Below are 23156 nucleotides of genomic sequence, written 5' to 3'. Positions count from 1 at the left end.
ACCATACAGCGAAGGCCCCGCCTCGGCGGGGCCGTTCCGTGCTGCGGCGAGGGTGCGTCCTCAGTCCTTGAGCGCCTCGGTCAGGCCCTCGGCGAGGAGTTCGACCTGCCATTCGCGCGCGCCGCCCTCGGCCAGGACCGTGCGCACGTGCCGCTCGGTGACCCGCTTCGGCGGCTCCCACGCCAGGCCCCGCACCAGCGCGGGCGCGATGAGGTTCTCGGCCGGGAGGCGGTGCTTCTCGGCGATCTCGGCGACCACCTCGCGGGCGGCGGCGAGGCGCTCGGCCGCGACCGGGTCGCGGTCGGCCCAGCGGTGCGTCGCGGGCGGGCCGTCCTGGGGCGGCGTCGTCGACGGCAGCTGGTCGGCCGGGACGGCGCGCGCGTCCGACAGCGCCTGGAGCCACAGCCGCGCGTTCGTGCGACCGCCCCGGCGCCGGAAGCCCGGCAGGCTCATCATCTCCGCGAAGTCGGTCGGGTCGGCGGTCGCCGCCTCCACGATCGCGGCGTCCGGCAGGACCTTCCCGGGCGCGCGGTCCAGCTTGCGCGCCAAGGCGTCCCGGGCCTCCCACACCGCGCGGACGCGGCCCAGGGCCTTGGCCCCGCGGACCTTGTGGATGCCGCTGGTGCGCCGCCACGGCTCCTTGCGGGGCTTGGGCGGGCCCGCGGTGCGCACGTGCTCGAACTCGGCCTCGGCCCACGCGGACTTGCCCTGCTTGGCGAGCTCGGCGGCGAGCTTGCCGCGCAGCTCGATGAGGAGCTCGACGTCGAGGGCGGCGTATACGAGCCAGTCGTGGGGGAGCGGGCGCGAGGACCAGTCGGCCGCCGAGTGCTGCTTCTCCAGCCGGAACCCCAGCAGCTGCTCCGTGATCGACGCCAGGCCGACCTTCTCGAAGTCGCACAGGCGCGCGGCCAGCTCGGTGTCGAACAGCCGTGCGGGGTGCAGGTCCAGCTCCTCGAGGCAGGGGAGGTCCTGGCTGGCGGCGTGCAGGATCCACTCGGGGCCGGCGAGAGCCCGGCGCAGCGGCTCCAGGTCCTCGATCGGGATGGGGTCGACCAGGATCGTGCCCGAACCGGCGCGGCGCAGCTGGATGAGGTAGGCCCGGCCCGAGTAGCGGAAGCCGGAGGCGCGCTCGGTGTCCACCGCGATCGGACCCGACCCGGCCTCGAGGCGCTCGGCGGCCTCGGCGAGATCCGCGGACGTCTGGATCAGCGGGGGCATGCCTTCGCGCGGCTCGGTGAGGAGTGCGGCTTCTGGTTCGGGCTGGGGATCGGTCACCTGTTCACCGTACGGGCAGGTAACCTGCGCGCGCTACTGCCCCGCCGGGCAGGAGACCGATTTCCACCCGATAGTGGGCGAATCACCCCTTTGCCCTCTACGGTGGACGGCCAGGCCGCCCGACCTCCCTCACAGTGGCCCCGCCGCTGCGGGCCACATCGCACTCGCCGCTGCGGGCGGACCGCCCGGACGCGTGCAAGGATGGCATCGTGGTCAACGCTGCTGCTCCGTCAGAGTCCCCGTTCCTCGCGGCCTGCCGCGGCGAGGAGCCCGACCGGACCCCGGTCTGGTTCATGCGCCAGGCCGGCCGGTCGCTCCCCGAGTACAAGCGGGCCCGCGCCGGCACCGCCATGCTCGAGGCCTGCCGCACGCCCGAACTCGTCTGCGAGATCACCATGCAGCCCGTCCGCCGCTACGGCGTCGACGCGGCGATCTTCTTCTCCGACATCGTCGTCCCCGTCGCCGCCGTCGGCGTCGACATCGAGATCGTCCCCGGCGTCGGCCCCGTCGTCGCCGAGCCGTTCCGCACCGAGGACGACGTCAAGCGCCTGCGCAACCTCGACCCGTGCGACGTCCCCTACGTCACCGAGGCCATCGGCCTGCTCGGCAAGGAGCTCGGCGACACCCCGCTCATCGGCTTCGCCGGCGCGCCCTTCACCCTCGCCTCCTACCTCATCGAGGGCGGGCCCTCCCGCGACCACGCCAAGACCAAGGCCCTCATGCACTCCCGCCCCGACGTCTGGCACGCCCTCGCCTCCCGCCTCGCCGCGATCTGCGGCGAGTTCCTCCGCGTCCAGGTCGAGGCCGGGGCCAAGGCCGTGCAGCTGTTCGACTCCTGGGCCGGCGCGCTCTCCGAGGCCGACTACCGCGAGTTCGCCCTGCCGCACTCCACCGCCGCGCTGGCGGGCGTCGCGCAGTCGGTGCCCCGCATCCACTTCGGCGTCGGCACCGGCCACCTCCTCGAGGCCATGTCCGAGACCGGCGCCGAGATCTCTGGCGTCGACTTCCGCGTCCCGCTCGACCACGCCGCCGCGCGCCTGCCCGGCAAGGTCCTCCAGGGCAACCTCGACCCGGCCCTGATCCTCGCCGACGAGGCTCCTCTGCTTGCCGCGACCGACGCGATCACCGCCGCCGGCCGGGCCGCCAAGGGCCATATCTTCAACCTCGGGCACGGCGTGCTCCCCGACTCCGACCCCGAGAAGCTCAAGCTCGTCGTCGACCGCGTGCACGAAACCACCGCGCGATGAGCCCCGTGACGCCCGCCCGCGTCACCGGCACGCCGGGCCGCACCCGGGTCCTCGTCGCGGGCGGCGGCATCACCGGCATCGCCGCGGCCCACCGCCTGCGCGAACTCCTCGGCCCCGACGCCGAGATCATCGTCGCCGAGCAGTCGATGCGCCTGGGCGGCAAGATCCGCACCGCCGACTTCGCCGGGCGCTCGGTCGAGACCGGCGCCGAGTCGCTCCTCGCGGCCCGACCCGAGGCGATCGGGCTCGCCCGCGCCGTCGGCCTCGGCGACGCCATCGTCCACCCCGCGGCCCTCAAGCCCGCCCTGAGCATCGGCGGCGAGCTCGTCGACTTCCCGGCCGGGCACATGATGGGCATCCCCGGCGACCCCGCCGACGTCGCCGCCATCGCGAACGCCAAGGAGCGCCCCGACAACGGCCTCCCGATCCTGGAGCCCGGACAGGACCTGTCCGTCGGCGCCCTGGTCCGCGAGCGCCTCGGCGACGAGGTCCTCGACCGGCTCGTCGCCCCGATGCTCGCGGGCGTCTACGCCGGCGACGTCGACCGCCTCTCCGTGCGCGCCGTCATGCCGCAGCTCGCCGACGCGCTCGAACGCCATGCGCGCCTGACCGAGGCGGTCGCCGAGATCAAGCGGCCCGCCACCGGTAGACCCGTCTTCGCCACGATCGACGGCGGCCTCGACCGGCTCGTCACCGCGACCTCCGCCGCCGCCCGCGCCGAGATCCGCCTCGGCATGACCGTCCGCGAACTGCGCGAGACCGCCGCGGGCTGGGAGGTCATCACCGGGCCCGTCCCCGACCCCATCCGGGTCACCGCCGACGCCGTGATCCTCGCCGTCCCCGCCAAGCCCGCCGCCGACCTCCTGCGGGCCGTCGCGCCCGAGGCCGCGGCCGCGCTCTCCGGCGTCGCCTACGCCTCGGTCGCCCTGGCCGCCTTCGCGTTCGACCGCATCGACCTGCCCGAGCGCTCGGGCTTCCTCACCCCCGCCTCCGAGGGCAAGACCGTCAAGGCCGCCACGTTCGCCTCCAAGAAGTGGCCGCACCTGGGCCGCCGCCGCCAGATCGTGCGCGTCTCCATGGGCCGCCTCGGCGAGGAGGCCCTGCTCCAGTACGACGACACCACCCTCGCCAAGACCGCCCTGCGCGAACTCGGCGAGCACCTCGGGCAGCGCCTGCCCGAACCGGTCGAGCAGCGCATCGACCGCTGGGGCGGCGCACTGCCCCAGTACGCTCCGGGGCACGTCGCCCGCGTGGCCGCCGCCCGCGAGGCGCTGGCCCGCCACCGCGGCGTCGCGATCGCGGGAGCGGCCGTCGACGGCGTCGGCATCGCCGCGTGCGTCGCCTCGGGCCAGGCCGCCGCCGAAGCGGTCGCCGCCTCGCTCGCCCCGGCGCCGCGCCAGTAGCATTCGTTTCAGAAGTAGAAGGGCCGCAACGTGACCGAACGCCAGTCCAACAATCCCAACGCCGCTCGGATCAAGGAGCTGAACGACACGCTCCGGTACACGCTGTGGTCGGTGTTCCGCGTCGAGGAGCCCATGCCGTCGATCCGGCAGGACCTCGCCAGCGACATGGAGGCGTTCTTCAAGAAACACTGCGGCGACCACGGCGTGGTCGTGCGCGGCACCTACGACCTCACCGGGATGCGCGCCGACGCCGACCTCATGGTCTGGTGGCACGCCGAGACCTCCGACCAGCTCCAGAAGGCGTACTCCGACTTCCGGCGCTCCGGGCTCGGGCGCCACCTCGCCCCGGTCTGGTCGAACATGGCCCTGCACCGGCCCGCCGAGTTCAACCGCAGCCACCTCCCGGCCTTCCTCACCGAGGAGCCGCGCGGGTACGTGAGCGTCTACCCGTTCGTGCGCTCCTACGAGTGGTACCTGCTCCCGGAAGAAGAGCGGCGCGACCTGCTGCGCGAGCACGGCCAGATGGCCCGCGACTACCCCGACGTGCGCGCCAACACCGTCCCGGCCTTCTCCCTCGGCGACTACGAGTGGATCCTCGCCTTCGAGGCCGACGAGCTCCACCGGATCGTCGACCTCATGCGCGAGCTGCGCGCCTCCGGCGCCAGGCGCCATGTGCGCGAGGAGATCCCGTTCTTCACCGGCAAGCGCCGCACGATCACCGACATCATCAACGACCTGCCGTAAGGAGGCCGGGTGGACACTCCAGACGGGTCGGGCCCGCTGGTGATCGCCAACTTCGCGATCATGATCGTCGTGGTCCTCGCGTTCGCCTACGCGATCCTCGCCGTCATGGCCGCGCTCGGGCTCACCAGCTTCAGCGTGCTCGAGCGCTTCCGCAAGAAGCGCGAGGAGCCCGAGGACGACGGCATCGATGGACTCTTCTAGCTGGCTCTACCCGCTGCTGCTCGTCGCCGCCGTCGCGCTCACCGTCGAGAGCGTGCGGCAGCTGCGCCGCCGCTGGGTCCTCGTCAAGGTCGAGGGCGCCTCGATGGAGCCCGCGCTCAAGGACGGCGACGAGGTCCTCGCCAAGCGCACCCGCCGGATCGCGACCGGCGACGTCGTGGTGGTCGGAGCCCCCGACCCGGACCTCGGCTGGGCCGAGGTGCGGCGGCTCAAGGCCCCCTGGTGGATCAAACGCGTCGCCGCCGGTCCGGGCGAGGTCCCGCCCGGCGCGGCCGAACCCGTCCCGGCCGGGCACTACTACCTGCTCGGCGACAACCCGGCGGGGGAGGACTCGCGCCGCCACGGGCCCTGCCCGGAGCAGATGATCTTCGGCACGATGGTGCGCGGTTTCTGACAGGATAGGCGATCCTAACCTGCGGGCGGCTCGTCCCGGTATCCGAGACGTGGCAGACTTGAGCCATGCCAGCGCTTCGTTCACGCACTTCCACTCACGGCCGCCAGATGGCGGGCGCTCGCGCGCTGTGGCGCGCCACCGGCATGACCGACTCCGATTTCGGCAAGCCGATCGTGGCCATCGCCAACTCGTACACGCAGTTCGTGCCGGGCCACGTCCACCTCAAGGACATGGGCGACATCGTCGCCCAGTCGATCGCCGCCGCGGGCGGGGTCTCCAAGGAGTTCCACACGATCGCCGTCGACGACGGCATCGCCATGGGGCACTCGGGGATGCTCTACTCGCTCCCCAGCCGGGAGATCATCGCGGACTCGGTCGAGTACATGGTCAACGCGCACTGCGCCGACGCCCTCGTCTGCATCTCCAACTGCGACAAGATCACCCCGGGCATGCTCATGGCCGCGCTGCGGCTGAACATCCCGGTCGTGTTCGTCTCCGGCGGGCCCATGGAGGCCGGCAAGACCGTCGACAACGACGGCATCGTCACCCAGAAGCTCGACCTCATCGACCCGATGGTCGCCGCGGCGAACGACGACGTCTCGGACGCGGAGCTGCGCCGGATGGAGGAGGCCGCCTGTCCGACCTGCGGCTCCTGCTCGGGCATGTTCACCGCGAACTCGATGAACTGCCTGACCGAGGCCATGGGCCTCTCGCTGCCGGGCAACGGCTCCACCCTCGCCACCCACGCCGCGCGCCGCGCCCTCTTCGAGGAGGCCGGCCGCGTCGTCATGGACCTGGCCAAGCGCTACTACGAGCAGGACGACGAGTCGGTCCTGCCGCGCCGCATCGCCTCCCGCGGGGCCTTCGAGAACGCCATGGCGCTCGACGTGGCGATGGGCGGGTCGACCAACACGATCCTGCACCTGCTCGCCGCCGCCCGCGAGGCCGAACTCGACTTCAGCGTGGCCGACATCGACGCGATCTCGCGCCGGGTCCCGTGCCTGTCGAAGGTCGCCCCGAACTCGCAGAAGTACCACATGGAGGACGTCCACCGCGCCGGCGGCATCCCCGCGATCCTCGGCGAGCTGCACCGCGGCGGCCTCCTGAACGACGACGTCCACGCCATCCACGCCGACTCGCTCGCGTCCTGGCTGGCCCAGTGGGACATCCGCAGCGGCGAGACCGCCCCCGAGGCGATCGAGCTGTTCCACGCCGCGCCGGGCAACGTCCGCACCACGCAGGCGTTCTCGACCGCGAACCGCTGGAAGACCCTCGACACCGACGCCGAGGACGGGTGCATCCGCTCGGTGGAGCACGCGTACACCAAGGACGGCGGCCTCGCGGTCCTGTTCGGCAACCTCGCCGAGGACGGCTGCGTCGTCAAGGTCGCGGGCGTGCCCGAGGAGAACTGGACCTTCACCGGCCCCGCGCACGTCTTCGAGTCGCAGGACGACGCGGTGCAGGGCATCCTCGACAAGTCCGTGGTCGAGGGCGAGGTGGTCGTCATCCGCTACGAGGGCCCCAAGGGCGGCCCCGGCATGCAGGAGATGCTGTACCCGACCTCGTTCCTCAAAGGACGCGGACTGGGCCGCAAGTGCGCGCTCATCACCGACGGCCGCTTCTCGGGCGGCACGTCGGGCCTGTCGATCGGGCACGTCAGCCCCGAGGCCGCCGGCGGCGGGCTCATCGCGCTCGTGGAGAGCGGCGACCTGATCGAGATCGACATCCCGAACCGCCGGCTCGAGCTGAAGGTCGACGACGCGGTGCTGGAGCAGCGCCGGGTGGCCCAGGAGAAGCGCGAGCAGCCGTTCACGCCGGTCGACCGCGACCGGGTCGTCTCCCGCGCGCTCCAGGCGTACGCGGCGATGGCGACCCCCGCCAGCGACGGCGCCGTCCGCAGGGTGGACTAGCAGCCACTGTCGCATTAGGACAGACGATCCGCGGCGGGGTCCTCCGAACGGAGGGCTCCGCCGCGGCCGTGCACCGGGCACAATGAAACCGCACTCATCCCTCACCCTCCCCGGAGCAGCCGCATGGCCCGCACTGTCAGCCAGTGGAACTGGTCGGACTTCAGCCAGGAGTGGTCGCAGACCGCCGCGATCAACGAGCTCACCGACGAGGTCGGCGCCGAGCGCCGGGCCCGCCGCCGCGAACTCGAGTCCGTGCAGAGCGAGATCGGCGAGGGCCTGCAGCGGGTCGACTCGCGGGTCGACGCCGTCGCCGACCGGGTCGGCCTCCTCCTCGCCTGGACCGACCTGCGCTTCCAGCTCCTCGAACTCGACGAGTACCAGGCGCGCAGGGAGATCCGCAGCGCGTTCCGCGCCCTCGCCGAAGGTCGGCCCGCCCGCCGCCCCGACCTCCCGGACCTCCCCGGCTACTGGCTCCCGCCCGCCGCCGCCGCGATCCTGCCGCTGGTGTTCCGCGGCCGCCCCGGCGCCGACGGCAAGGCCCCCGCCGGCGGGCTCACCACCGGACTCGACGCCGCCCGCGACCGCGACGCCGTCCGCGCCGAGCTGTTCAACCTCGCCGTCGGCCGCTGCTTCGGCCAGGCGGTCCTCGTCGACGCCGCGTTCCTGCGGCTCATCCACGACCCCGCGGACCTCGGCGAATGCGACAAGGGGCTCATCGCGAACGGCTGGCGCGCCCTGTGGGAGCACGCCGCCCTCGGTGCCTTCGGGCCCGCCGCGGTCGTGCAGCTCACCGGCCGCCTGCGCGAACTGTTCGACCCGGACGACGCGGACGAGGCCGAGCTTTGGGACGCCGCGATCACCGGATTCGGCGCCGCCGACGGCCAGACGCCCACCCTCGCGGAGGCCTGCAACGCCCTCCGCGTCCACCTCGCCGCCGAACCCGCGACCGCCGACCTCGCCGAACTCGAACGCAGCGACGGCCGCTGGCGCCGCTACCTCGAAGAGCTCATCGAGGAGCCCAGCCCCGCCGAGCGCCCGATCGTCGGCGAGATGGAGGCCCTCGGCCTCGACGACGGCCCCGACCGCAGCCGCCCCTCCTGGGCCGAGCCCGCCGGCACCCCCGCCGCGCTCCTGCGCCGCGACCTCTTCGACCCCGCGGCCCCGGTCGCCCTGCGCCGCCTCGCACTCGACCTCGCCGCCCCGCTCCTGCGCGCCCGCCTCGCACACATCGAGGCGACCGCGACCGCCCCCGAGCCCACCGTCACCGCCGTCAGGCGCCGCGGCGAGTCCATCGACGTCACCGCCGCCGGACACGACCCCGCCGCCCTCGCCCTCGCCGAAGCGCGCATCGGCCGCGGCTTCGACACGGACGGCCCCTCGAAGCCGCTCCACACTGCCTCGGCGGTCGTCTTCGGCGTCTGGGCCGTCGTCGCCGCGGCCTTCGGCCAGTGGGCCCTCGCCCTCGGCCCCGCACTCGCGATCGTCGTCCCGGTCATCGCCTACCGCCGCGCCGCCGCCAAGGCCCGCCGCCAGACCGAGGCCCGCGACGAGCGCCTCGCCGAACTGCGCGCCGCCCTCTTCGCCGCCCGCGCCGACGCCAGCGAGGCCGACAAGGCCGCCGCCGCGGCCCACCAGGCCGACCGCACCGCCCTCGAACGGCTCCTCGCCACCCTCCCCGAACGCGCCTCGGAGTAGCCGTTCCGTTACAGCCGAAGGGATTCGCGGAGGGCCCGATACCGGTACACCGGACCATGCGGCATCCTGTAATGCACGAGGCTTCCTACGATTGGGCCAGTGGATGACGCCAACACCCCGTCGCGTGCGGCAGTTGCTGTCGTGGACCGCGACCACCGCAGTCTGGTGCTCCGTGCTGGCCGCCGCCGTCGTGGTCGGCGTCGAAGGCTCGCTGCAGACCATCGCCCCCGGCACCGCCGCCGCCCTCGGCTCCCTCGGCGCCGCCTGCGCCGGCTCCCTCATGTGGCGCGCCGCCGGCCGCATCGCCGCCGGACGCCGCACCACCTACCAGCTCATGGCCGCCGGCATCCAGACCATGGCCGCCGCCTTCGCCGCCGCCTGCTGGCTCCCCGACCCCGCCGCCGACTCCGTCGCCGGCACCGGCTTCGCCGCCTCCGTCGTCCTCTGGGCCCTCGCCCTCCTGCGCCTGCCCGACAGCGGCTGGGCCCCCCAGGCCGTCCAGCGCCGCCTCGTCGACGGCTCCTTCGTCGGCCTCTGCGCCCTCTTCTTCGCCTGGACCCTCTTCGCCCGCCCCCTCTTCGCCGAGATGCGCGGCCCCCTCGGCGAAGGCGACCTCGCCATCGTCATCCCCGGCATGATGGGCATCGTCATGCTCGGCGTCGGCTTCACCACCACCTTCCGCATCCAGCGCTGGCGCCGCCGCCACGCCCTCGCCTACATCGCCGTCTTCGCCGTCCACTTCACCGGCCTCTCGACCTTCGTCGCCTGGCAGTGGCAGCGCCCCGAGGAACGCGTCCTCTGGTGGTCCGTCCTGTGGGTCGCCACCTGCGCGGCCCTCCTCGGCGTCACCTACCTAGCCCGCAGCCAGAAGCCCGCGCCGATCGACAAGCCGAACTACCCCGGCGTCCACTACACCGTCATGGCCGGCGCGGGCGCCCTCGCCGCCGGCGCCGTCCTCATCAACGGCGCCACCAGAGGCAACCTCCCGCTCGACGCGACCCTCCTCGGCCTCGCCGCCGTCGGCGCCCTCGGCGCCCGCCTCACCCTCACCTACTTCGACGTCCGTCGCGTCACCGGCGAGGCCACCGCCCGGCAGCGCCGCCTCTCCGCCATCGTCGGCGTCGCCTCCGACACCGTCCTGGTCCTCGACCCCGACCTCACCGTCACCTGGCACCCCGAGGACTCCGCCTGGCGGCCCGCCACCGACGCCGGCACCTGCGTCGGCGCCTCCTTCCTCGACCTCGTCCACGTCGACGACCGCCGCAACACCGAGGAGGACCTCCGGACCCTCCTCGACGGCCTCAGCCACACCGGCCAGGTCTCCCTCAACATCCGCGTCCGCGACTCCGCCCGCCGCTGGCGCCACACCGAGACCGTCGTCACCGACCTTCGCGGCCGCCCCCAGGTGCGCGGCCTCGTCGCCCGCATGGAGGACGTCGGCGCCCGCCGCAGCCTCGAGACCGAACTCGCCCGCATGGCCTACTCCGACCCGCTCACCGGCCTCGCCAACCGCCGCGCCCTCCTCCAGAGCCTCGAAGACGGCGTCGCCGCCGAGGAGCACCAGACCGCGCTCCTTTTGCTCGACCTCGACGGCTTCAAGAACGTCAACGACACCCGCGGCCACGACTTCGGCGACGAACTCCTCGTCGAGGTCTCCCGCCGCATCAAGGAACTCCTGCGCCCCACCGACGTCGGCGCCCGACTCGGCGGCGACGAGTTCGCGATCCTCCTGCGCGCCAGCTGGTCCGAGGCCGTCGCCACCGCCAAGGCCCTCGTCGCCCGCCTCGGCGAACCCTACGAGTTCCACGACGAGTCCACCGTCTTCGTCACCGGCTCCGTCGGCATCGCCACGGCCGCAGAGGGACTGGGCGACCCCGAACTCCTCCTCCGCAACGCCGACCTCGCCCTCCGCGCCGCCAAGCAGGCCGGCAAGAACCGCTACGCCACCTACGACAGCGAGTTCGACCGCCTCGTCCGCCGCAAGAACGAGCTCAGCCAGGAGCTCCGCGGCGCCATCGGCCGCGACGAGCTCCGCCTCGTCTACCAGCCCGTCTTCGACGTCACCGACCGCACCATCGTCGGCGCCGAGGCCCTCCTGCGCTGGAACCACCCCCGCCTCGGCCAGGTCAGCCCCGCCGAGTTCATCCCCGCCGCCACCGAGTCCGGACTCACCCAGGACCTCGCCGTCTGGACCGTCAACCGCGCCGCCGAGCAGCTCGCCGCCTGGCAGAACGGCGGCATCAAGGCCTGGATCTCCGTCAACGTCTCCGTCAAGGAGCTCCACACCCACCTCTTCGCCACCGAGGTCAACACCGCGCTCATCGCCGCCGGCGTCCCCGCCAAGCGCCTCGTGCTCGAAGTCACCGAGCACGACTTCTCCCACCAGATGAACACCCTCATCGCCCAGCTCGGCGCCCTCCGCGGCGCCGGCGTGCGGATCGCCCTGGACGACTTCGGGTCCGGGTACTCCTCGCTCGGCCAGCTCGAACGCCTCCCCGTCGACATCATCAAGATCGACCGCGACCTCATCGCCAAGGACGACGGCGGCGTCGGCCCCCTCGCCGCGGTCACCGTCGCCCTCGGCCGCATCCTCGGCATGGAGGTCATCGCCGAAGGCGTCGAGACCGACCTCCAGCTGAACGCCATGATCGCCGCCGAAGCCCCGCTTGTGCAGGGCTACCTGCTCGCCAAGCCCATGGACCCGGACGACCTGACGCGCTGGCTCACCGAGGAGCCCAAGGCCCTCGCGTCCGCCGCGTACCCCGTCCCCGGTCCCCGCGACACGCCGCGCGACGTCCCGGAGTCTGAGAAAAGTTGACTCACGGGCCGGAATCGTGAATCATGGGGAACGTGCCGCAGCAGAACTACGACCAGAACGCGACCGAGGCCTTCGCCGCCCGGCCGCTCGTCGTAGTACTTACCTAGCGCACCGTCGTTCCCTGACGGTGCGCTCGCCCCGTGCGTCCTAGCACGCGGGCGATTTTTTCTGCCCGGGGAACGACGCAGCATGTCGAACCAGCCACATCTCCCTATTGGACGAAGGACATGAGCACACCAGTGAAGGCACCCAAGCCAGGGCCGCAGGCTGCACGGGATGGGTCGCAGGCTGCCAAAGCTCAGCCCGCGAGGCCGAAGGCACCCAGGCCCGCACCCCCGCTCGGCGCTCCCGCCGCCGCGCCCGTCCTCACCGGCGCGCAGGCCGTCGTCCGCGCCCTCGAGGAGCTCGAGGTCGACTCGGTCTTCGGCATCCCGGGCGGCACCATCCTCCCGGCCTACGACCCGCTCCTGGACTCCGAGAAGGTGCGCCACATCCTCGTCCGCCACGAGCAGGGCGCCGGCCACGCCGCCCAGGGCTACGCCCAGGCGACCGGCCGCGTCGGCGTGTGCATGGCGACCTCCGGCCCCGGCGCGACCAACCTGGTGACGCCGCTCGCCGACGCCTTCATGGACTCCGTCCCGATCGTCGCCATCACCGGCCAGGTCGTCTCGACCTCGATCGGCACCGACGCCTTCCAGGAGGCCGACATCGTCGGCATCACGATGCCGATCACCAAGCACTCCTACCTGGTGCGCACGGTCGAGGAGATCCCGCGCGTGCTCGCCGAGGCGTTCTACGTGGCCGCCTCCGGCCGGCCCGGCCCCGTGCTGGTCGACATCCCCAAGGACATCCTCCAGACCCCGGGCGAGTTCGTGTGGCCGCCCAAGATGGACCTGCCCGGCTACCGTCCCACGACGCAGCCGCACGGCAAGCAGATCCGCGAGGCCGCCGCGCTCATCGCCGAGGCGAGGAAGCCGGTGCTCTACGTCGGCGGCGGCGTGTTCAAGTCCGGCGCCACCGCCGAGCTCATCGAGCTCGCCGAGCTGACCGGCGCGCCCGTCGTCACCACCCTCATGGCCCGCGGCGCCTTCCCCGACTCGCACCCGCAGCACCTCGGCATGCCCGGCATGCACGGCACGGTGCCCGCGGTGCACGCGCTCCAGAAGTCCGACCTCATCGTGGCCCTGGGCGCCCGCTTCGACGACCGCGTCACCGGCAAGCTCGACACGTTCGCGCCCGAGGCCAAGATCGTCCACGTCGACATCGACCCGGCCGAGATCGGCAAGAACCGCGAGGTCGACGTCCCGATCGTGGGCGACTGCCGCGCTGCGATCGCCGCCATGACCGAGGCCTACGCCGACCCCGGCAAGGAGCGCCTGAAGACCTGGTGGGAGACGCTCGACGACCTGCGCGGGCGGTACCCCCTGGGCTACACCGACATCGACGACGGCCTGCTCACCCCGCAGTGGGTGATCCAGCGCCTCGGCGAGCTGGCCCCCGCCGACACCATCTGGACCGCCGGCGTCGGCCAGCACCAGATGTGGGCCTCGCAGTTCATCAAGTACGAGGCCCCGGGCACGTTCATCAACTCCGGCGGTCTGGGCACCATGGGCTACGCCGTGCCGGCCGCCATGGGCGCCAAGCTCGGCGTGATGGACCGCACCGTGTGGGCCGTCGACGGCGACGGGTGCTTCCAGATGACCAACCAGGAGCTGGCGACCTGCGCGATCGAGGGCATCCCGATCAAGGTCGCGGTCATCAACAACGGCAACCTGGGCATGGTCCGCCAGTGGCAGACCCTGTTCTACGGCCAGCGGTACTCCCAGACGAACCTGTCGACCCACCACTCCGAGGCGTCCCCGCGCGTCCCGGACTTCGTGAAGCTCGCCGAGGCCCTCGGCTGCGTCGGCCTGCGCGCCGAGACGGCCGCCGAGGTCGACGCGGTCATCCGCCAGGCCAACGAGATCAACGACCGGCCCGTCGTCGTCGACTTCACCGTCGGCCCCGACGCCATGGTGTGGCCGATGGTCCCGGCCGGGGTCTCCAACGACGAGATCCTGTACGCGCGCGACGTGCGCCCGAACTTCGACGACGAGGGAGAGATCTAGTGACCACGCATACGCTTTCGGTCCTCGTCGAGAACAAGCCGGGCGTCCTCGCCCGGGTGGCCGCGCTGTTCTCCAGGCGCGGTTTCAACATCGACTCCCTCGCCGTCGGCGAGACCGAGCACCCCGGCGTCAGCCGCATCACCATCGTGGTCGACGTCGAGGCCGGCTCGCTGGAGCAGGTCACCAAGCAGCTCAACAAGCTGGTCCACGTGCTGAAGATCGTGGAACTGGAAGCGGGCTCCTCCGTGCAGCGCGAACTGCTGCTGGTGAAGGTCCGCGCCGACGCCGCCACCCGCGGCCAGGTGATCGCCGCCGCCGAGCTGTTCAAGGCCCGCTCGGTCGACGTCACACCCGACACGGTCACCTTCGAGGTCACCGGGAACCGCGACAAGATCGAGGCGTTCCTGGAAGTCCTGGAGCCGTTCGGGATCAAGGAGCTCGTCCAGTCGGGGACGGTCGCACTGGGGCGGGGGGCCAAGTCCATGGCCTCGCTGTCGCGCTACGTCTCACCGAATAGCCAGCAGTAACAAGGGAAGAGAAGCAATCGCATGACCGCTGAAGTGTTCTACGACGACGACGCCGACCTGGCAGTGATCCAGGGCAAGAAGGTCGCCGTCCTCGGTTACGGCTCGCAGGGCCACGCCCACTCGCTGAGCCTGCGGGACTCCGGGGTCGATGTCGCCGTCGGCCTCCAGGAGGGCTCGAAGTCGCGCCCCAAGGCCGAGGAGGCGGGCCTGAAGGTGCTCACCCCGGCCGAGGCCGCCGCGTGGGCCGACGTCATCATGATCCTGGTCCCCGACACCGCGCAGGCGAAGCTGTACGCCGAGGAGATCGCCCCGAACCTGTCCGCCGGGAACTCGCTGTTCTTCGGCCACGGCTTCAACATCCGCTACGACCTGATCCAGGCCCCCGCGGACGTCAACGTCGCCATGGTCGCCCCGAAGGGCCCGGGCCACATGGTCCGCCGCCAGTTCGTGGACGGCAAGGGCGTCCCCGCGCTCATCGCGGTCGAGCAGGACCCGTCCGGCGACACCCAGTCCGTGGCCCTCGCCTACGCGAAGGCCATCGGCGGCACCCGCGCCGGCGTCCTGAAGACCACCTTCAAGGAGGAGACCGAGACCGACCTGTTCGGCGAGCAGGCCGTCCTCTGCGGCGGCGCCGCCGAGCTCATCAAGGCCGGCTTCGAGACCCTGGTCGAGGCGGGCTACGCCCCCGAGGCCGCGTACTTCGAGTGCCTGCACGAGCTCAAGCTCATCGTGGACATGATCTACGAGGGCGGCATCGCCAACATGTGGTACTCCGTCTCCGACACCGCCGAGTACGGCGGCCTCACCCGCGGCCCCCGCGTCGTCAACGCCGACACCAAGGCCGAGATGAAGCGCATCCTGGGCGAGATCCAGGACGGCACCTTCGCCAAGGAGTGGGTCGCCGAGGCCGAGAAGCGCGAGAACTACGCCAAGCTCCAGCAGGAGCAGAACGACCACCCGATCGAAGAGGTCGGCAAGAAGATGCGCGACCTCATGCCCTGGGTCCAGCGCAAGATCACCGAGACGGCGTAAGTCTCAAGCGCAGTTTATGGCCGGGAGCCGCGAAGCGGCTCCCGGCCATAGGTGTTTCGGGCCGGAAAGGTTGGGGTGGCTTCGATGAAGGAATACACCGTCACGGCGACACGGGTTCACGGCCTGTGGGAGCTCGACGTACCCGGTGTCGGCGTCACCCAGGCGACCACCGCTGGAGGTGCCGAGGAGATGGTCCGCGACTATCTCGACTGCTTCGGCATCGCGGAAGCGGACACCGTGCCGATCAACCTCGTCTGGCGCATCGCCCCGGAGATCGACGCGCGCATCCTGGAAGCGCGGGAGGACGCCGCCAAGGCAGCTGAACTCCAGGCGCAGGCCTCGCGTATCAATCGCGAGACCGTGATGCTTCTCAAGGGCTCAGGTATGACCGGCCGCGATATCGCGGCAGTCCTCGGGATCTCGGAGCAGCGTGTATCCCAGCTCGCCAAGGCTGCCTGAGCAACTGCGCGATCGGGCCTCGACAATCGATGCGCGGGTTTCGTTCAGCCGCTGGTGTAGTGGAAGATCACCGAGACGGCGTAGCCGCGAGGTGATCCGGGTGGTTCGGTACCGAGCCACCCGGAACCGTACGAAACGTAAAGGCCGGGAGTCGTGCAGCGACTCCCGGCCTTCGTCGTTCGGTGCCGGGGACTCGCCGCGACGATTGGATTCTATCTTTCTAGAAAGAAAGATAGAATGGTAGACATGGCGCTGAGCATCAAGAGCCCGACGGCCGACCAGCTCGCTCGCGAGCTCGTCGCGGCCACCGGTGAATCCCTGACCGAGGCCGTGGAGACGGCGATCCGCGAACGGCTGGAGCGGCAGACGCACGACGCGCGTCCCCGGCGCATCCACCGCCGGCTCGACGCGCTGCGGGCCGAGCTGCGGCAATTGCCGGTCCTCGACGACCGCCCCGCCGACGAGATCCTCGGATACGACGAGAACGGCCTCCCCACGTGACCGAAGCCGACTTCCTCGTCGTCGACACCTCAGCCGCCGTCGCGATCTTGAGCGACGAGCCCGGCGCCGACTGGCTGACCGACGCACTCGCGCAGACGACCGCGGCGGTCATGCCCGCGGCTACCTACCTGGAGCTCGGCATGGACCTTGAGTCCCGTTTCGGTCCGCGCGAGACCGGGATCGCCGCCCGGTTCGTTCGCGATGCGGAGATCGACCTCGTCGATGCGACCGCCAAGTCGACTGAGCGGGCGCTCGAGTCCTGGCGCCGGTTCGGCAAGGGGCGGCACCCGGCGAAGCTCAACTTCGGCGACTGCATCGTCTACGGGGTCGCCGCCGAGCTGGACTGGCCGATCCTGTGCGTCGGCGACGACTTCGTCCAGACCGACATCGCCGTCCTCCGGCCTCCGCCGTAACACCTCTGGCCGGCACCGAACTGAAGAGGCCGGGAACCGCGATGCGGTTCCCGGCCTCTCCGTGTGTACCTGTAGCTGCGATCTGCACATTCGCAGACCCGACGAAAGGGTCAGTGCTGCTGCTGGTACTGGGCCGCGTACATCTGGCGGGCGGCGGGGGTGAGGGCGGGGCCGACCTGGTTGATGAGGTTGGCGAGTTCGTGGCCGACCTGGCCGATGTCGCAGTTGAGACCGGCGAGGGCGAGGATGCTCGCGCCGCTCGACACCGACATCGAGAACATGAAGCCGCCGTTCATCTCCGTCAGGTTGGAGATGACGGGGTCGGCCTGGAGCGACCGGGCCGCGCCGGCGAGGAGGCTCGTCAGACCGGAGGCGATCGCCGACAGGCGCTCGGCCTCGTCCCGGGGCAGGGTGTTGTTCGAGGCGATGAGCAGACCGTCCGCCGCCACGGCGATCACGTGCGTCACGTGCGGCACCCGGCCGACGAAGTCGTTGAGAAGGAAGTCCAGTTGCGCGCTAGTGGTCATGGTCGATCTCCGGGTCATTTCTCATTGTGGGGTCCAGCGGTCCTGCTGCTCGAAAGGCCGCGGGCGTACGCGGAGTACGTCGCGCCGATGCTCCGGGGGTTGCGCTCGATGACCATGCCGTCCTGGCCCGGGCTCGGGGCGACCGCGCCGGGGACGAGGTTGGTCATCGGGTCCCGCCGCGGCAGGCCGTTCGGCCCGAAGGTGGGGGCCTTCTTGGGTTGGGGCAGCGCGTGTCCGGCCCGCAGGGACGGGTCAGCGTGCACCACGGTCACGTCGAACTTGATCTCCGGGAGCTCGGAGAGCACGGCCGTCGTCGAGGAGGAGAGTACCGGCAGCGGGCGGGTGTCGTCCACTGCGGAGACCCGGTGACTGGGGCCGGCCGGAAGCGCCTTGGGTTCGGGCGCAACGTGTTTCGCGGGCTGACGCTGCTGCGGCACCTGGTTCGGGTCGGCCGACTGCGTCAGCGCGGGGTTGTCGGCCCGCCCGAACAGCGGCGCGTTCTGGCGCGGGCGCTGGATCGGGACGGTGCGGGCGCCGGCCGCGCCGCCGGGCAGGGTGGGCGGGCGCTGGGTGCGCGGGGGCGGCGTGAACGAGAGCAGCGTCCCGGGGACGGCGATCTCGGCGACCACGCCGCCGCCGATCGACGGCCGCAGCTCGACCTCGATGCCGTGCCGCCCCGAGAGGAAGCCGACCACGGTGAGCCCCATGGCCTGCATGGCCTCCAGGTCCACCGGGGTGTCGCGGCGGAGCCGGTCGTTGAACCGCTCCATGCGGTCGGGCTCGATCCCGATGCCGTGGTCGCGCACCTGGATGATGACCTTGCCGGTCAGGACCCGGGCGGTGATCTCGGCGGCGGACTCGGAGTAGCGCGTCGCGTTGTCCATGAGCTCGGCGAGGAGCTGCACGACGTCGTCGACGTAGTCGGCCTTGACCCACGCGCCTTCGTCCGCGGCGGCCTCGATGCGGGTGTAGTACTCGATGCGGCTCTGGGCCGCGATGAGCACGTCGTCGAGCGAGGCGTCCGTGGTCCGGACCTTCGCGGCCGAGGAGCCGCCGAGCACCAGGAGCGAGTCGTTCGCGCGCCCGATGAGCGAGGCCAGGTGGTCCAGGCGGAACAGCCGCTGGAGGCGCTCCGGGTCCTGCTCGTTCTGCTCGGCCGCGTCGAGCTCGGCCGTGAGCCGGCCGGTGAGCGAGTGGCCGCGGCGGGCGAGCCGGACGAAGATCGCGCCGACGTGGTACCGCAGGAGGGCCTGCTGCGCCGAGACGCGGATGGCCTCGCGGTGGACGATGTTGAACGCCTCGCCGACCTCGCTGAGCTCGTCGTCGCCGCGGACCCGCATCGGCGGGGTGGTGCGCGCGGCGTACTCGAACGGGCTCAGGCCGCCCAGGCCCTGCTGCTGGTCGACGCGCTTGACGGCCTGCGGCAGGTCCACCATGGCGATCTGGCGGGCCGAGCCCGACAGGTCGCGGAGGCCGCGCGTGACCGAGCGGCCGATGGTAAAGGCGATGAGGAACGCGATGGCGAGGGCGACGACCACGATGACGGACTCGGCGACCAGGCGCCGGATGGCGGCCGCGCTGACGGCGCCGGCCTCCTCGGTGGCCTCGTCGAGCGCCGCGCCGATGAGCGAGGACGTGTCCGAGTGGCGGGCGTCGTAGGCGGCCATGAGCGCGTAGTGCTCGACCTCCTGCTCCTCGTCGGAACGGGAGCCGGCGATGGTGCTCTCGAACGCGTTGGCCTCGCGGGCGTCGGACGAGCCGATGCCGCCCACCTCGAACACGGCGGCGCCGGGGTCGGTCTGGGCCACGATGCGGCGGTACTCGTTCAGGGACTCCTCGCGGGCGGCCGTGAGCCGCATGAAGGTCCGGTGCTTGCCGGCGAGCGGCTTGCCGTCCTCGAGGGACAGCACCAGCATCCGGATCTGCTCGGAGTACTCGTCGATGGTGGACAGGAGGCTCGCGGTGCGCACGGTCCGGGTCAGCTCGGCGGTCCCGGCGAGGTCGACCGCGTGGTCGAGCACGGCCGACAGGCGCGCGACCATCGAGTTGTACACCGTGAGGTGGACCGCTTCCACCGTGCCGTCGACGACCGCGCTGCGGGTCGTCTCGAGCCGCGACAGCGGGGCGTCGGCGCGCTCCAGGAGCGACTCGGACTCCGCGTCGAGGTCGAGGCTCTCGCGGGTGGCGGTGAGCTCCTCGATGGCGTTCCCGGTGGCGGTCTCGTGGTTGGTGAAGGAGGTCGCGATCGCCTCGGCATCGGAGCTGCCGGTCTGCTCCTGGTACACCAGCCTGGCGGCGTCCTCGCGCTCGGCCTGGATCGCGGCGATGACCGCGTTGACGTCGCGGGCGAGCTCGACGGCGTCGGCGGTGGCGCCGATGTCGCGGGCCTCGTCGGCCGACTCGACGAGTCGGAGCGCGACCATTCCGGCCAGGGTGAGCGCGGGAACGAGCAGCATGATCGTCAACTTGGTCCTGATCCTCATGCGGGACCAGGGACCGCCGCGCGGCTGCCGCTTCTTGCGCGTCGGCGGGGACTCGGCTAGCTCATCGTTCATCTCAGGGGTTCCTTCGGCGGGCGCCGCCGCTATTCGACGCCCAGATAGGCTTTCACGACTCGGGGGTCTTGCAGGAGTTCGGAGGCGGGGCCGCTGTGCGCGATCTCCCCGGTCTCCAGGACGTGCCCGGTGTCGGCCGCGCGCAGGGCCCTGCGGGCATTCTGCTCGACCAGCACCACTGTCACGCCCGAGGCGCGGATCTTCTCGATGACCGCGAAGACTTCGTCGACCATCTTGGGGGCCAGCCCCATCGAGGGCTCGTCCAACAGGACGACCCTCGGCCTGGCGATCATCGCGCGGGCGATCGCCAGCATCTGCTGCTCGCCGCCCGACAGCGAACCGGCGGGCAGGGCCCGCCGCTCGGCCAGGACGGGGAACAGGTCGTACATCTCGGATTCGGGGGCCGCCACGCGGCGGCGCCGGTGCGCGCCCAGGAGCAGGTTCTCGGCGACGGTGAGCGTCCCGAGGATCTGGCGCCCTTCGGGGACGAGGACGAGTCCGGCGGCGATGCGGCGGTGCGCGGGCCGGCGGGTGATGTCCTCGCCGCCGAAGCGGATCCGGCCGGAGCCGGGGCGCATCAGCCCGGAGACGGCGGCGAGCACGGAGCTCTTGCCGGCCCCGTTGGCCCCCACCAGCGCGACGAGGCCGCCTTCGGGAACGGTGAAGGACACGTCGCGGACGGCCTGCACGCGCCCGTAGGCGACCTTGAGCGACTCGACTTCGAGGATCGGTTCAGACATGTTCGGACTCCTCGGGCGCTTCGGCCTCGGTGCCCAGGTACGCCTCGATCACTCTCGGGTCGGAGGCGACCTCGCGCGGCTCGCCTTCGGCGATGACCTCGCCGAAGTCGAGGACGACGAGGCGGGTGCAGGCTTCGAGGACCATCTTGACGTTGTGCTCGATGAACAGGACGGTCACGCCGTCGTCGGCGAGGCCGCGGATGAGGGTGGCGAGTTCGGCCGCCTCGACGTGGTTCATGCCGGCCGCGGGCTCGTCGAGGATGAGCAGGGTCGGGTGGGCCGCGAGGGCGCGGGCGATCTCCAGCCGCCGCCGGTCGCCGTAGGAGAGCGCCCCGGGGCGGAGCCCGGCCCGGTCGGCGAGGCCGACGCGTTCGAGCTGGGCCCAGGCGAGGGCGAGCGCGCGGCGCTCGTCGCGGCGGGCGGACGGCAGCCACAGGAGCCGCCGCAGGTAGGTGGAGCGGCTGACGACGTGCGTCCCGACGAGGACGTTGTCGAGGACGGTGAGCCGCTCGAACAGCTTGGAGTGCTGGAAGGTCCGGCTGACGCCGGCCTGCGCGAAGCGGTGCGGGCGGGAGCCGAGCGGGACGCCCAGGATCTGCCCCTCGCCGGCGGTGGGCGGCTCCAGGCCGCTGATCATGTTGACCAGGGTGGTCTTGCCGGCGCCGTTGGGGCCGATGACCCCCAGGACCTCGCCGGAGCGGATCTCCAGGTCGACGCCGCGGACGGCGTCGACGGCCCCGTAGCTCTTGGCGAGGCCGGTGACGGACGCGATCGGGGTGCCCGGGTCGGGCAGCGGGTCGAGCGAGTCGAGGGGGGCGTAGTCGGGGCCGGGCCGGGCGGGCGCGCGGCGGAGCCGGCTGAAGAGGGTCGACAGGCCGCCGGGGAGGAACAGGACGACGGCGAGGAGGAGCGTCCCGGTGACGAGCGGGTGGATCCAGCCGGCCTCCAGACCGAGGGCCTTCTGGATCTCGGGGACGAGCGTGAGGAACCCGGCGCCGAGGACGGGGCCGAAGAACACCAGGTAGCCGCCGAGGACGGCGGTGATGAGGCCGTCGACGGTGAGGGCGAAGTCGAAGGTGGCGGGGGTGATGCGCCCGAAGAAGTAGGCGAACATGACCCCGTAGACGCCGGCGATGGCGCCCGAGGCGACGAAGGACGCCATGCGGGTGCGCACGACGTCGACGCCCATGGCGCCGGCGGCGAGCTCGTCCTCGCGGACGGCGGCGAAGGCGCGGCCCGAGCGCGAGGGTCCGAGGCGCCAGAACAGGTAGGCGAGGACCGCGACGATGATCCACGCGAAGTCGAAGGTCACCCACTTCTCGACGCGCACGCCGAGGGCGCCGTTCGTCCACTCGGCGTTGTTGATGACCACGCGGACCATCTCGCCGAAGGCGATGGTGGCGATGGCGAGGAACACCCCGCGCAGGCGCAGCACCGGGAGGCCGACGACGAACGCGGCGGCGGCGCCCACGAGGGCGCCGACGGGGAGTCCGACGAGGACGGGGGAGAGCGATCCGGCGATGGGCTCGGTCGGCACCACGAGGGTGGAGACGTACGCCGCGAGGGACGCGAACCCGGCCTGGCCGAGGCTGAGCTGCCCGGCCATGAGGACGACGTGGAAGGAGTAGGCGAGGATCGCGAACAGCGCGATCGTGGTGATGAGGGTGTCGTATCCGGCGAGCATCAGACCTCCCTGACCTTGACCTGGCCGAAGAGGCCGCGCGGCCGCAGCACGAGCACGGCGAAGAGCAGCGCGAATGCGACCATGCTCTTCCAGGTGGAGTCGAACAGGTGGATCGTCAGTGCCTCGGCGATGCCGAGGACCACCCCGGCGGCCATGGCGCCCCACAGTGAACCGAGGCCGCCGAGGATGATCACCGCGAATCCGACCAGCTCGATCGAGGCGCCCAGGTCGCGGCCGGCTTGGCCGAGGTTGAGCGCCAGGAGCGCCCCGGCGACGGTGCCGAGCGCCGACGAGAGCGCGTACGTCCCGGCGGTCACCCTCCCCACGTTGACGCCGAGGACCTTGGCGGCGGTCGGGTTCTCCGCCACGGCCCGCATGGACCGCCCCAGCGACGTCGCCGAGACGAGCCATGCGAGCCCGAGCATGAGGACCAGCGCCAGTCCGAGTGTCACGAGCTGCGTCAGGGTGACCCGGACGCCCGCGAACTCGAAGAGCTGGTTGGGGAAGTAGTCCGCCGAGAAGCTCTGCGGCTCGGTGCCGTACCGCGCCTGGAGGAGCGCGATGACGACGCCGCCGAGGGCGACGGACGAGATGAGTCCGGCGAAGTGCTCGTCGTCCCGGCCGCGCAGCGGCCGGAACGCGATGCGCTCCACCAGGACCCCGGCGAGCGCCCCGAACAGGGCCACCACCGGGAACAGGATCCACACCGGGATCGCGGTCCGCGCCGCGACCTCGATGCCGACGAAGGCGCCGGCCGTGAACACCGCCGGGTGGGCGAGGTTCAGGTGTCGGAGCACGCCGAACACGAGCGTGAAGCCGATCGCGAAGAGCGCGTAGATCGAGCCTGCGAACACGCCGTTCGCCAACTGTTGCAGCAGCATGTCTGGTTTTCCTGTACGAGGTGG

General features: G+C 71.9%; 20 protein-coding genes. 14 read left to right on the top strand and 6 right to left on the bottom strand.

Features of this window, described 5'->3' with window-relative positions; genetic code table 11:
- Positions 1 to 60: 60 nt before the first annotated feature.
- A complete protein-coding gene (locus tag ABD419_RS05405) occupies positions 61 to 1275 on the bottom strand; it encodes a ribonuclease D (protein WP_425555931.1) in 1215 nt (404 codons plus the stop codon).
- A gap of 206 nt (positions 1276 to 1481) precedes the next feature.
- Here ABD419_RS05405 and hemE point away from each other — a divergent pair, with 206 nt between their 5' ends.
- From hemE to ABD419_RS05335, 14 genes are all read left to right on the top strand, one after another.
- Entirely contained in the window at positions 1482 to 2522 is a 1041-nt protein-coding gene (gene hemE, locus ABD419_RS05400) for a uroporphyrinogen decarboxylase (protein ID WP_425555949.1), read from the top strand.
- Entirely contained in the window at positions 2519 to 3925 is a 1407-nt protein-coding gene (hemG, locus tag ABD419_RS05395; protein ID WP_344482778.1) for a protoporphyrinogen oxidase, read from the top strand. The genes hemE and hemG overlap by 4 nt, the downstream gene beginning before the upstream one ends.
- A 30-nt stretch (positions 3926 to 3955) precedes the next feature.
- Complete coding sequence (gene hemQ, locus ABD419_RS05390; RefSeq protein WP_344482776.1) at positions 3956 to 4669, top strand: hydrogen peroxide-dependent heme synthase; 714 nt, start codon at positions 3956 to 3958, stop codon at positions 4667 to 4669.
- Between the two features lie 9 nt (positions 4670 to 4678).
- Positions 4679 to 4870, top strand: coding sequence for a hypothetical protein (locus tag ABD419_RS05385; RefSeq protein WP_344482773.1), 192 nt, complete (start codon positions 4679 to 4681; stop codon positions 4868 to 4870).
- Entirely contained in the window at positions 4857 to 5282 is a 426-nt protein-coding gene (locus ABD419_RS05380) for a S24/S26 family peptidase (RefSeq protein ID WP_344482770.1), read from the top strand. The genes ABD419_RS05385 and ABD419_RS05380 overlap by 14 nt, the downstream gene beginning before the upstream one ends.
- 65 nt (positions 5283 to 5347) lie before the next feature.
- On the top strand, positions 5348 to 7192 hold the full coding sequence (gene ilvD / locus ABD419_RS05375) for a dihydroxy-acid dehydratase (protein ID WP_344482768.1): 1845 nt from the start codon (positions 5348 to 5350) through the stop codon (positions 7190 to 7192).
- 123 nt (positions 7193 to 7315) lie between these two features.
- Complete coding sequence (locus ABD419_RS05370) at positions 7316 to 8887, top strand: hypothetical protein (RefSeq protein ID WP_344482766.1); 1572 nt, start codon at positions 7316 to 7318, stop codon at positions 8885 to 8887.
- A gap of 124 nt (positions 8888 to 9011) precedes the next feature.
- The gene (locus ABD419_RS05365; protein WP_344482764.1) at positions 9012 to 11705 is read left to right on the top strand and encodes a putative bifunctional diguanylate cyclase/phosphodiesterase; all 2694 of its coding nucleotides are present in this window, start codon (positions 9012 to 9014) and stop codon (positions 11703 to 11705) included.
- A 227-nt stretch (positions 11706 to 11932) separates the two neighbouring features.
- Complete coding sequence (locus tag ABD419_RS05360) at positions 11933 to 13813, top strand: acetolactate synthase large subunit (RefSeq protein ID WP_344482761.1); 1881 nt, start codon at positions 11933 to 11935, stop codon at positions 13811 to 13813.
- A complete protein-coding gene (gene ilvN / locus ABD419_RS05355; protein ID WP_091053034.1) occupies positions 13813 to 14340 on the top strand; it encodes an acetolactate synthase small subunit in 528 nt (175 codons plus the stop codon). Before ABD419_RS05360 ends, ilvN begins: the two co-directional genes overlap by 1 nt.
- 21 nt (positions 14341 to 14361) lie before the next feature.
- Positions 14362 to 15372, top strand: coding sequence for a ketol-acid reductoisomerase (ilvC, locus tag ABD419_RS05350; RefSeq protein ID WP_344482757.1), 1011 nt, complete (start codon positions 14362 to 14364; stop codon positions 15370 to 15372).
- A gap of 84 nt (positions 15373 to 15456) precedes the next feature.
- A complete protein-coding gene (locus ABD419_RS05345; protein WP_344482755.1) occupies positions 15457 to 15831 on the top strand; it encodes a sigma-70 family RNA polymerase sigma factor in 375 nt (124 codons plus the stop codon).
- A 246-nt stretch (positions 15832 to 16077) separates the two neighbouring features.
- Positions 16078 to 16332: a type II toxin-antitoxin system VapB family antitoxin gene (locus ABD419_RS05340; RefSeq protein ID WP_344482752.1), complete on the top strand. Its 255-nt coding sequence runs from the start codon at positions 16078 to 16080 to the stop codon at positions 16330 to 16332.
- On the top strand, positions 16329 to 16745 hold the full coding sequence (locus ABD419_RS05335) for a type II toxin-antitoxin system VapC family toxin (RefSeq protein ID WP_344482749.1): 417 nt from the start codon (positions 16329 to 16331) through the stop codon (positions 16743 to 16745). Before ABD419_RS05340 ends, ABD419_RS05335 begins: the two co-directional genes overlap by 4 nt.
- Before the next feature lie 110 nt (positions 16746 to 16855).
- Here ABD419_RS05335 and ABD419_RS05330 read toward each other — a convergent pair whose 3' ends face one another.
- Genes ABD419_RS05330 through ABD419_RS05310 form a run of 5 tightly spaced genes read right to left on the bottom strand, consistent with a single transcriptional unit; the run spans position 16856 to position 23132 of the window.
- Positions 16856 to 17272, bottom strand: a complete 417-nt coding sequence (locus ABD419_RS05330; RefSeq protein ID WP_344482746.1) for a roadblock/LC7 domain-containing protein — start codon at positions 17270 to 17272, stop codon at positions 16856 to 16858.
- 14 nt (positions 17273 to 17286) lie between these two features.
- The gene (locus ABD419_RS05325; RefSeq protein WP_344482743.1) at positions 17287 to 19827 is read right to left on the bottom strand and encodes a sensor histidine kinase; all 2541 of its coding nucleotides are present in this window, start codon (positions 19825 to 19827) and stop codon (positions 17287 to 17289) included.
- Positions 19828 to 19856: 29 nt separating this feature from the next.
- Positions 19857 to 20567 carry an ABC transporter ATP-binding protein gene (locus ABD419_RS05320; RefSeq protein ID WP_344482740.1) on the bottom strand — a complete coding sequence of 237 codons (711 nt, stop codon included), beginning with the start codon at positions 20565 to 20567 and terminating at the stop codon, positions 19857 to 19859.
- On the bottom strand, positions 20560 to 22251 hold the full coding sequence (locus ABD419_RS05315) for a branched-chain amino acid ABC transporter ATP-binding protein/permease (RefSeq protein ID WP_344482737.1): 1692 nt from the start codon (positions 22249 to 22251) through the stop codon (positions 20560 to 20562). The genes ABD419_RS05320 and ABD419_RS05315 overlap by 8 nt, the downstream gene beginning before the upstream one ends.
- The gene (locus tag ABD419_RS05310; RefSeq protein WP_344482734.1) at positions 22251 to 23132 is read right to left on the bottom strand and encodes a branched-chain amino acid ABC transporter permease; all 882 of its coding nucleotides are present in this window, start codon (positions 23130 to 23132) and stop codon (positions 22251 to 22253) included. The genes ABD419_RS05315 and ABD419_RS05310 overlap by 1 nt, the downstream gene beginning before the upstream one ends.
- Between the last annotated feature and the right edge of the window lie 24 nt (positions 23133 to 23156).

The sequence above is a fragment of the Glycomyces endophyticus genome, from assembly GCF_039531525.1.
Classification (GTDB): Bacteria; Actinomycetota; Actinomycetes; order Mycobacteriales; family Micromonosporaceae; genus Glycomyces; species Glycomyces endophyticus.
This window is presented reverse-complemented; position numbering and strand designations above follow the sequence as displayed.

Bases quoted from the DNA above. Each gene is read 5' to 3' on its own strand.
- hemG (WP_344482778.1), top strand. From the start codon at position 2,519: ATGAGCCCCGTGACGCCCGCCCGCGTCACCGGCACGCCGGGCCGCACC.
- ABD419_RS05380 (WP_344482770.1), top strand. From the start codon at position 4,857: ATGGACTCTTCTAGCTGGCTCTACCCGCTGCTGCTCGTCGCCGCCGTC.
- ilvD (WP_344482768.1), top strand. From the start codon at position 5,348: ATGCCAGCGCTTCGTTCACGCACTTCCACTCACGGCCGCCAGATGGCG.
- ABD419_RS05370 (WP_344482766.1), top strand. From the start codon at position 7,316: ATGGCCCGCACTGTCAGCCAGTGGAACTGGTCGGACTTCAGCCAGGAG.
- ABD419_RS05360 (WP_344482761.1), top strand. From the start codon at position 11,933: ATGAGCACACCAGTGAAGGCACCCAAGCCAGGGCCGCAGGCTGCACGG.
- ilvC (WP_344482757.1), top strand. From the start codon at position 14,362: ATGACCGCTGAAGTGTTCTACGACGACGACGCCGACCTGGCAGTGATC.
- ABD419_RS05345 (WP_344482755.1), top strand. From the start codon at position 15,457: ATGAAGGAATACACCGTCACGGCGACACGGGTTCACGGCCTGTGGGAG.
- ABD419_RS05340 (WP_344482752.1), top strand. From the start codon at position 16,078: ATGGCGCTGAGCATCAAGAGCCCGACGGCCGACCAGCTCGCTCGCGAG.
- ABD419_RS05330 (WP_344482746.1), bottom strand. From the start codon at position 17,272: ATGACCACTAGCGCGCAACTGGACTTCCTTCTCAACGACTTCGTCGGC.
- ABD419_RS05325 (WP_344482743.1), bottom strand. From the start codon at position 19,827: ATGAACGATGAGCTAGCCGAGTCCCCGCCGACGCGCAAGAAGCGGCAG.
- ABD419_RS05320 (WP_344482740.1), bottom strand. From the start codon at position 20,567: ATGTCTGAACCGATCCTCGAAGTCGAGTCGCTCAAGGTCGCCTACGGG.
- ABD419_RS05315 (WP_344482737.1), bottom strand. From the start codon at position 22,251: ATGCTCGCCGGATACGACACCCTCATCACCACGATCGCGCTGTTCGCG.
- ABD419_RS05310 (WP_344482734.1), bottom strand. From the start codon at position 23,132: ATGCTGCTGCAACAGTTGGCGAACGGCGTGTTCGCAGGCTCGATCTAC.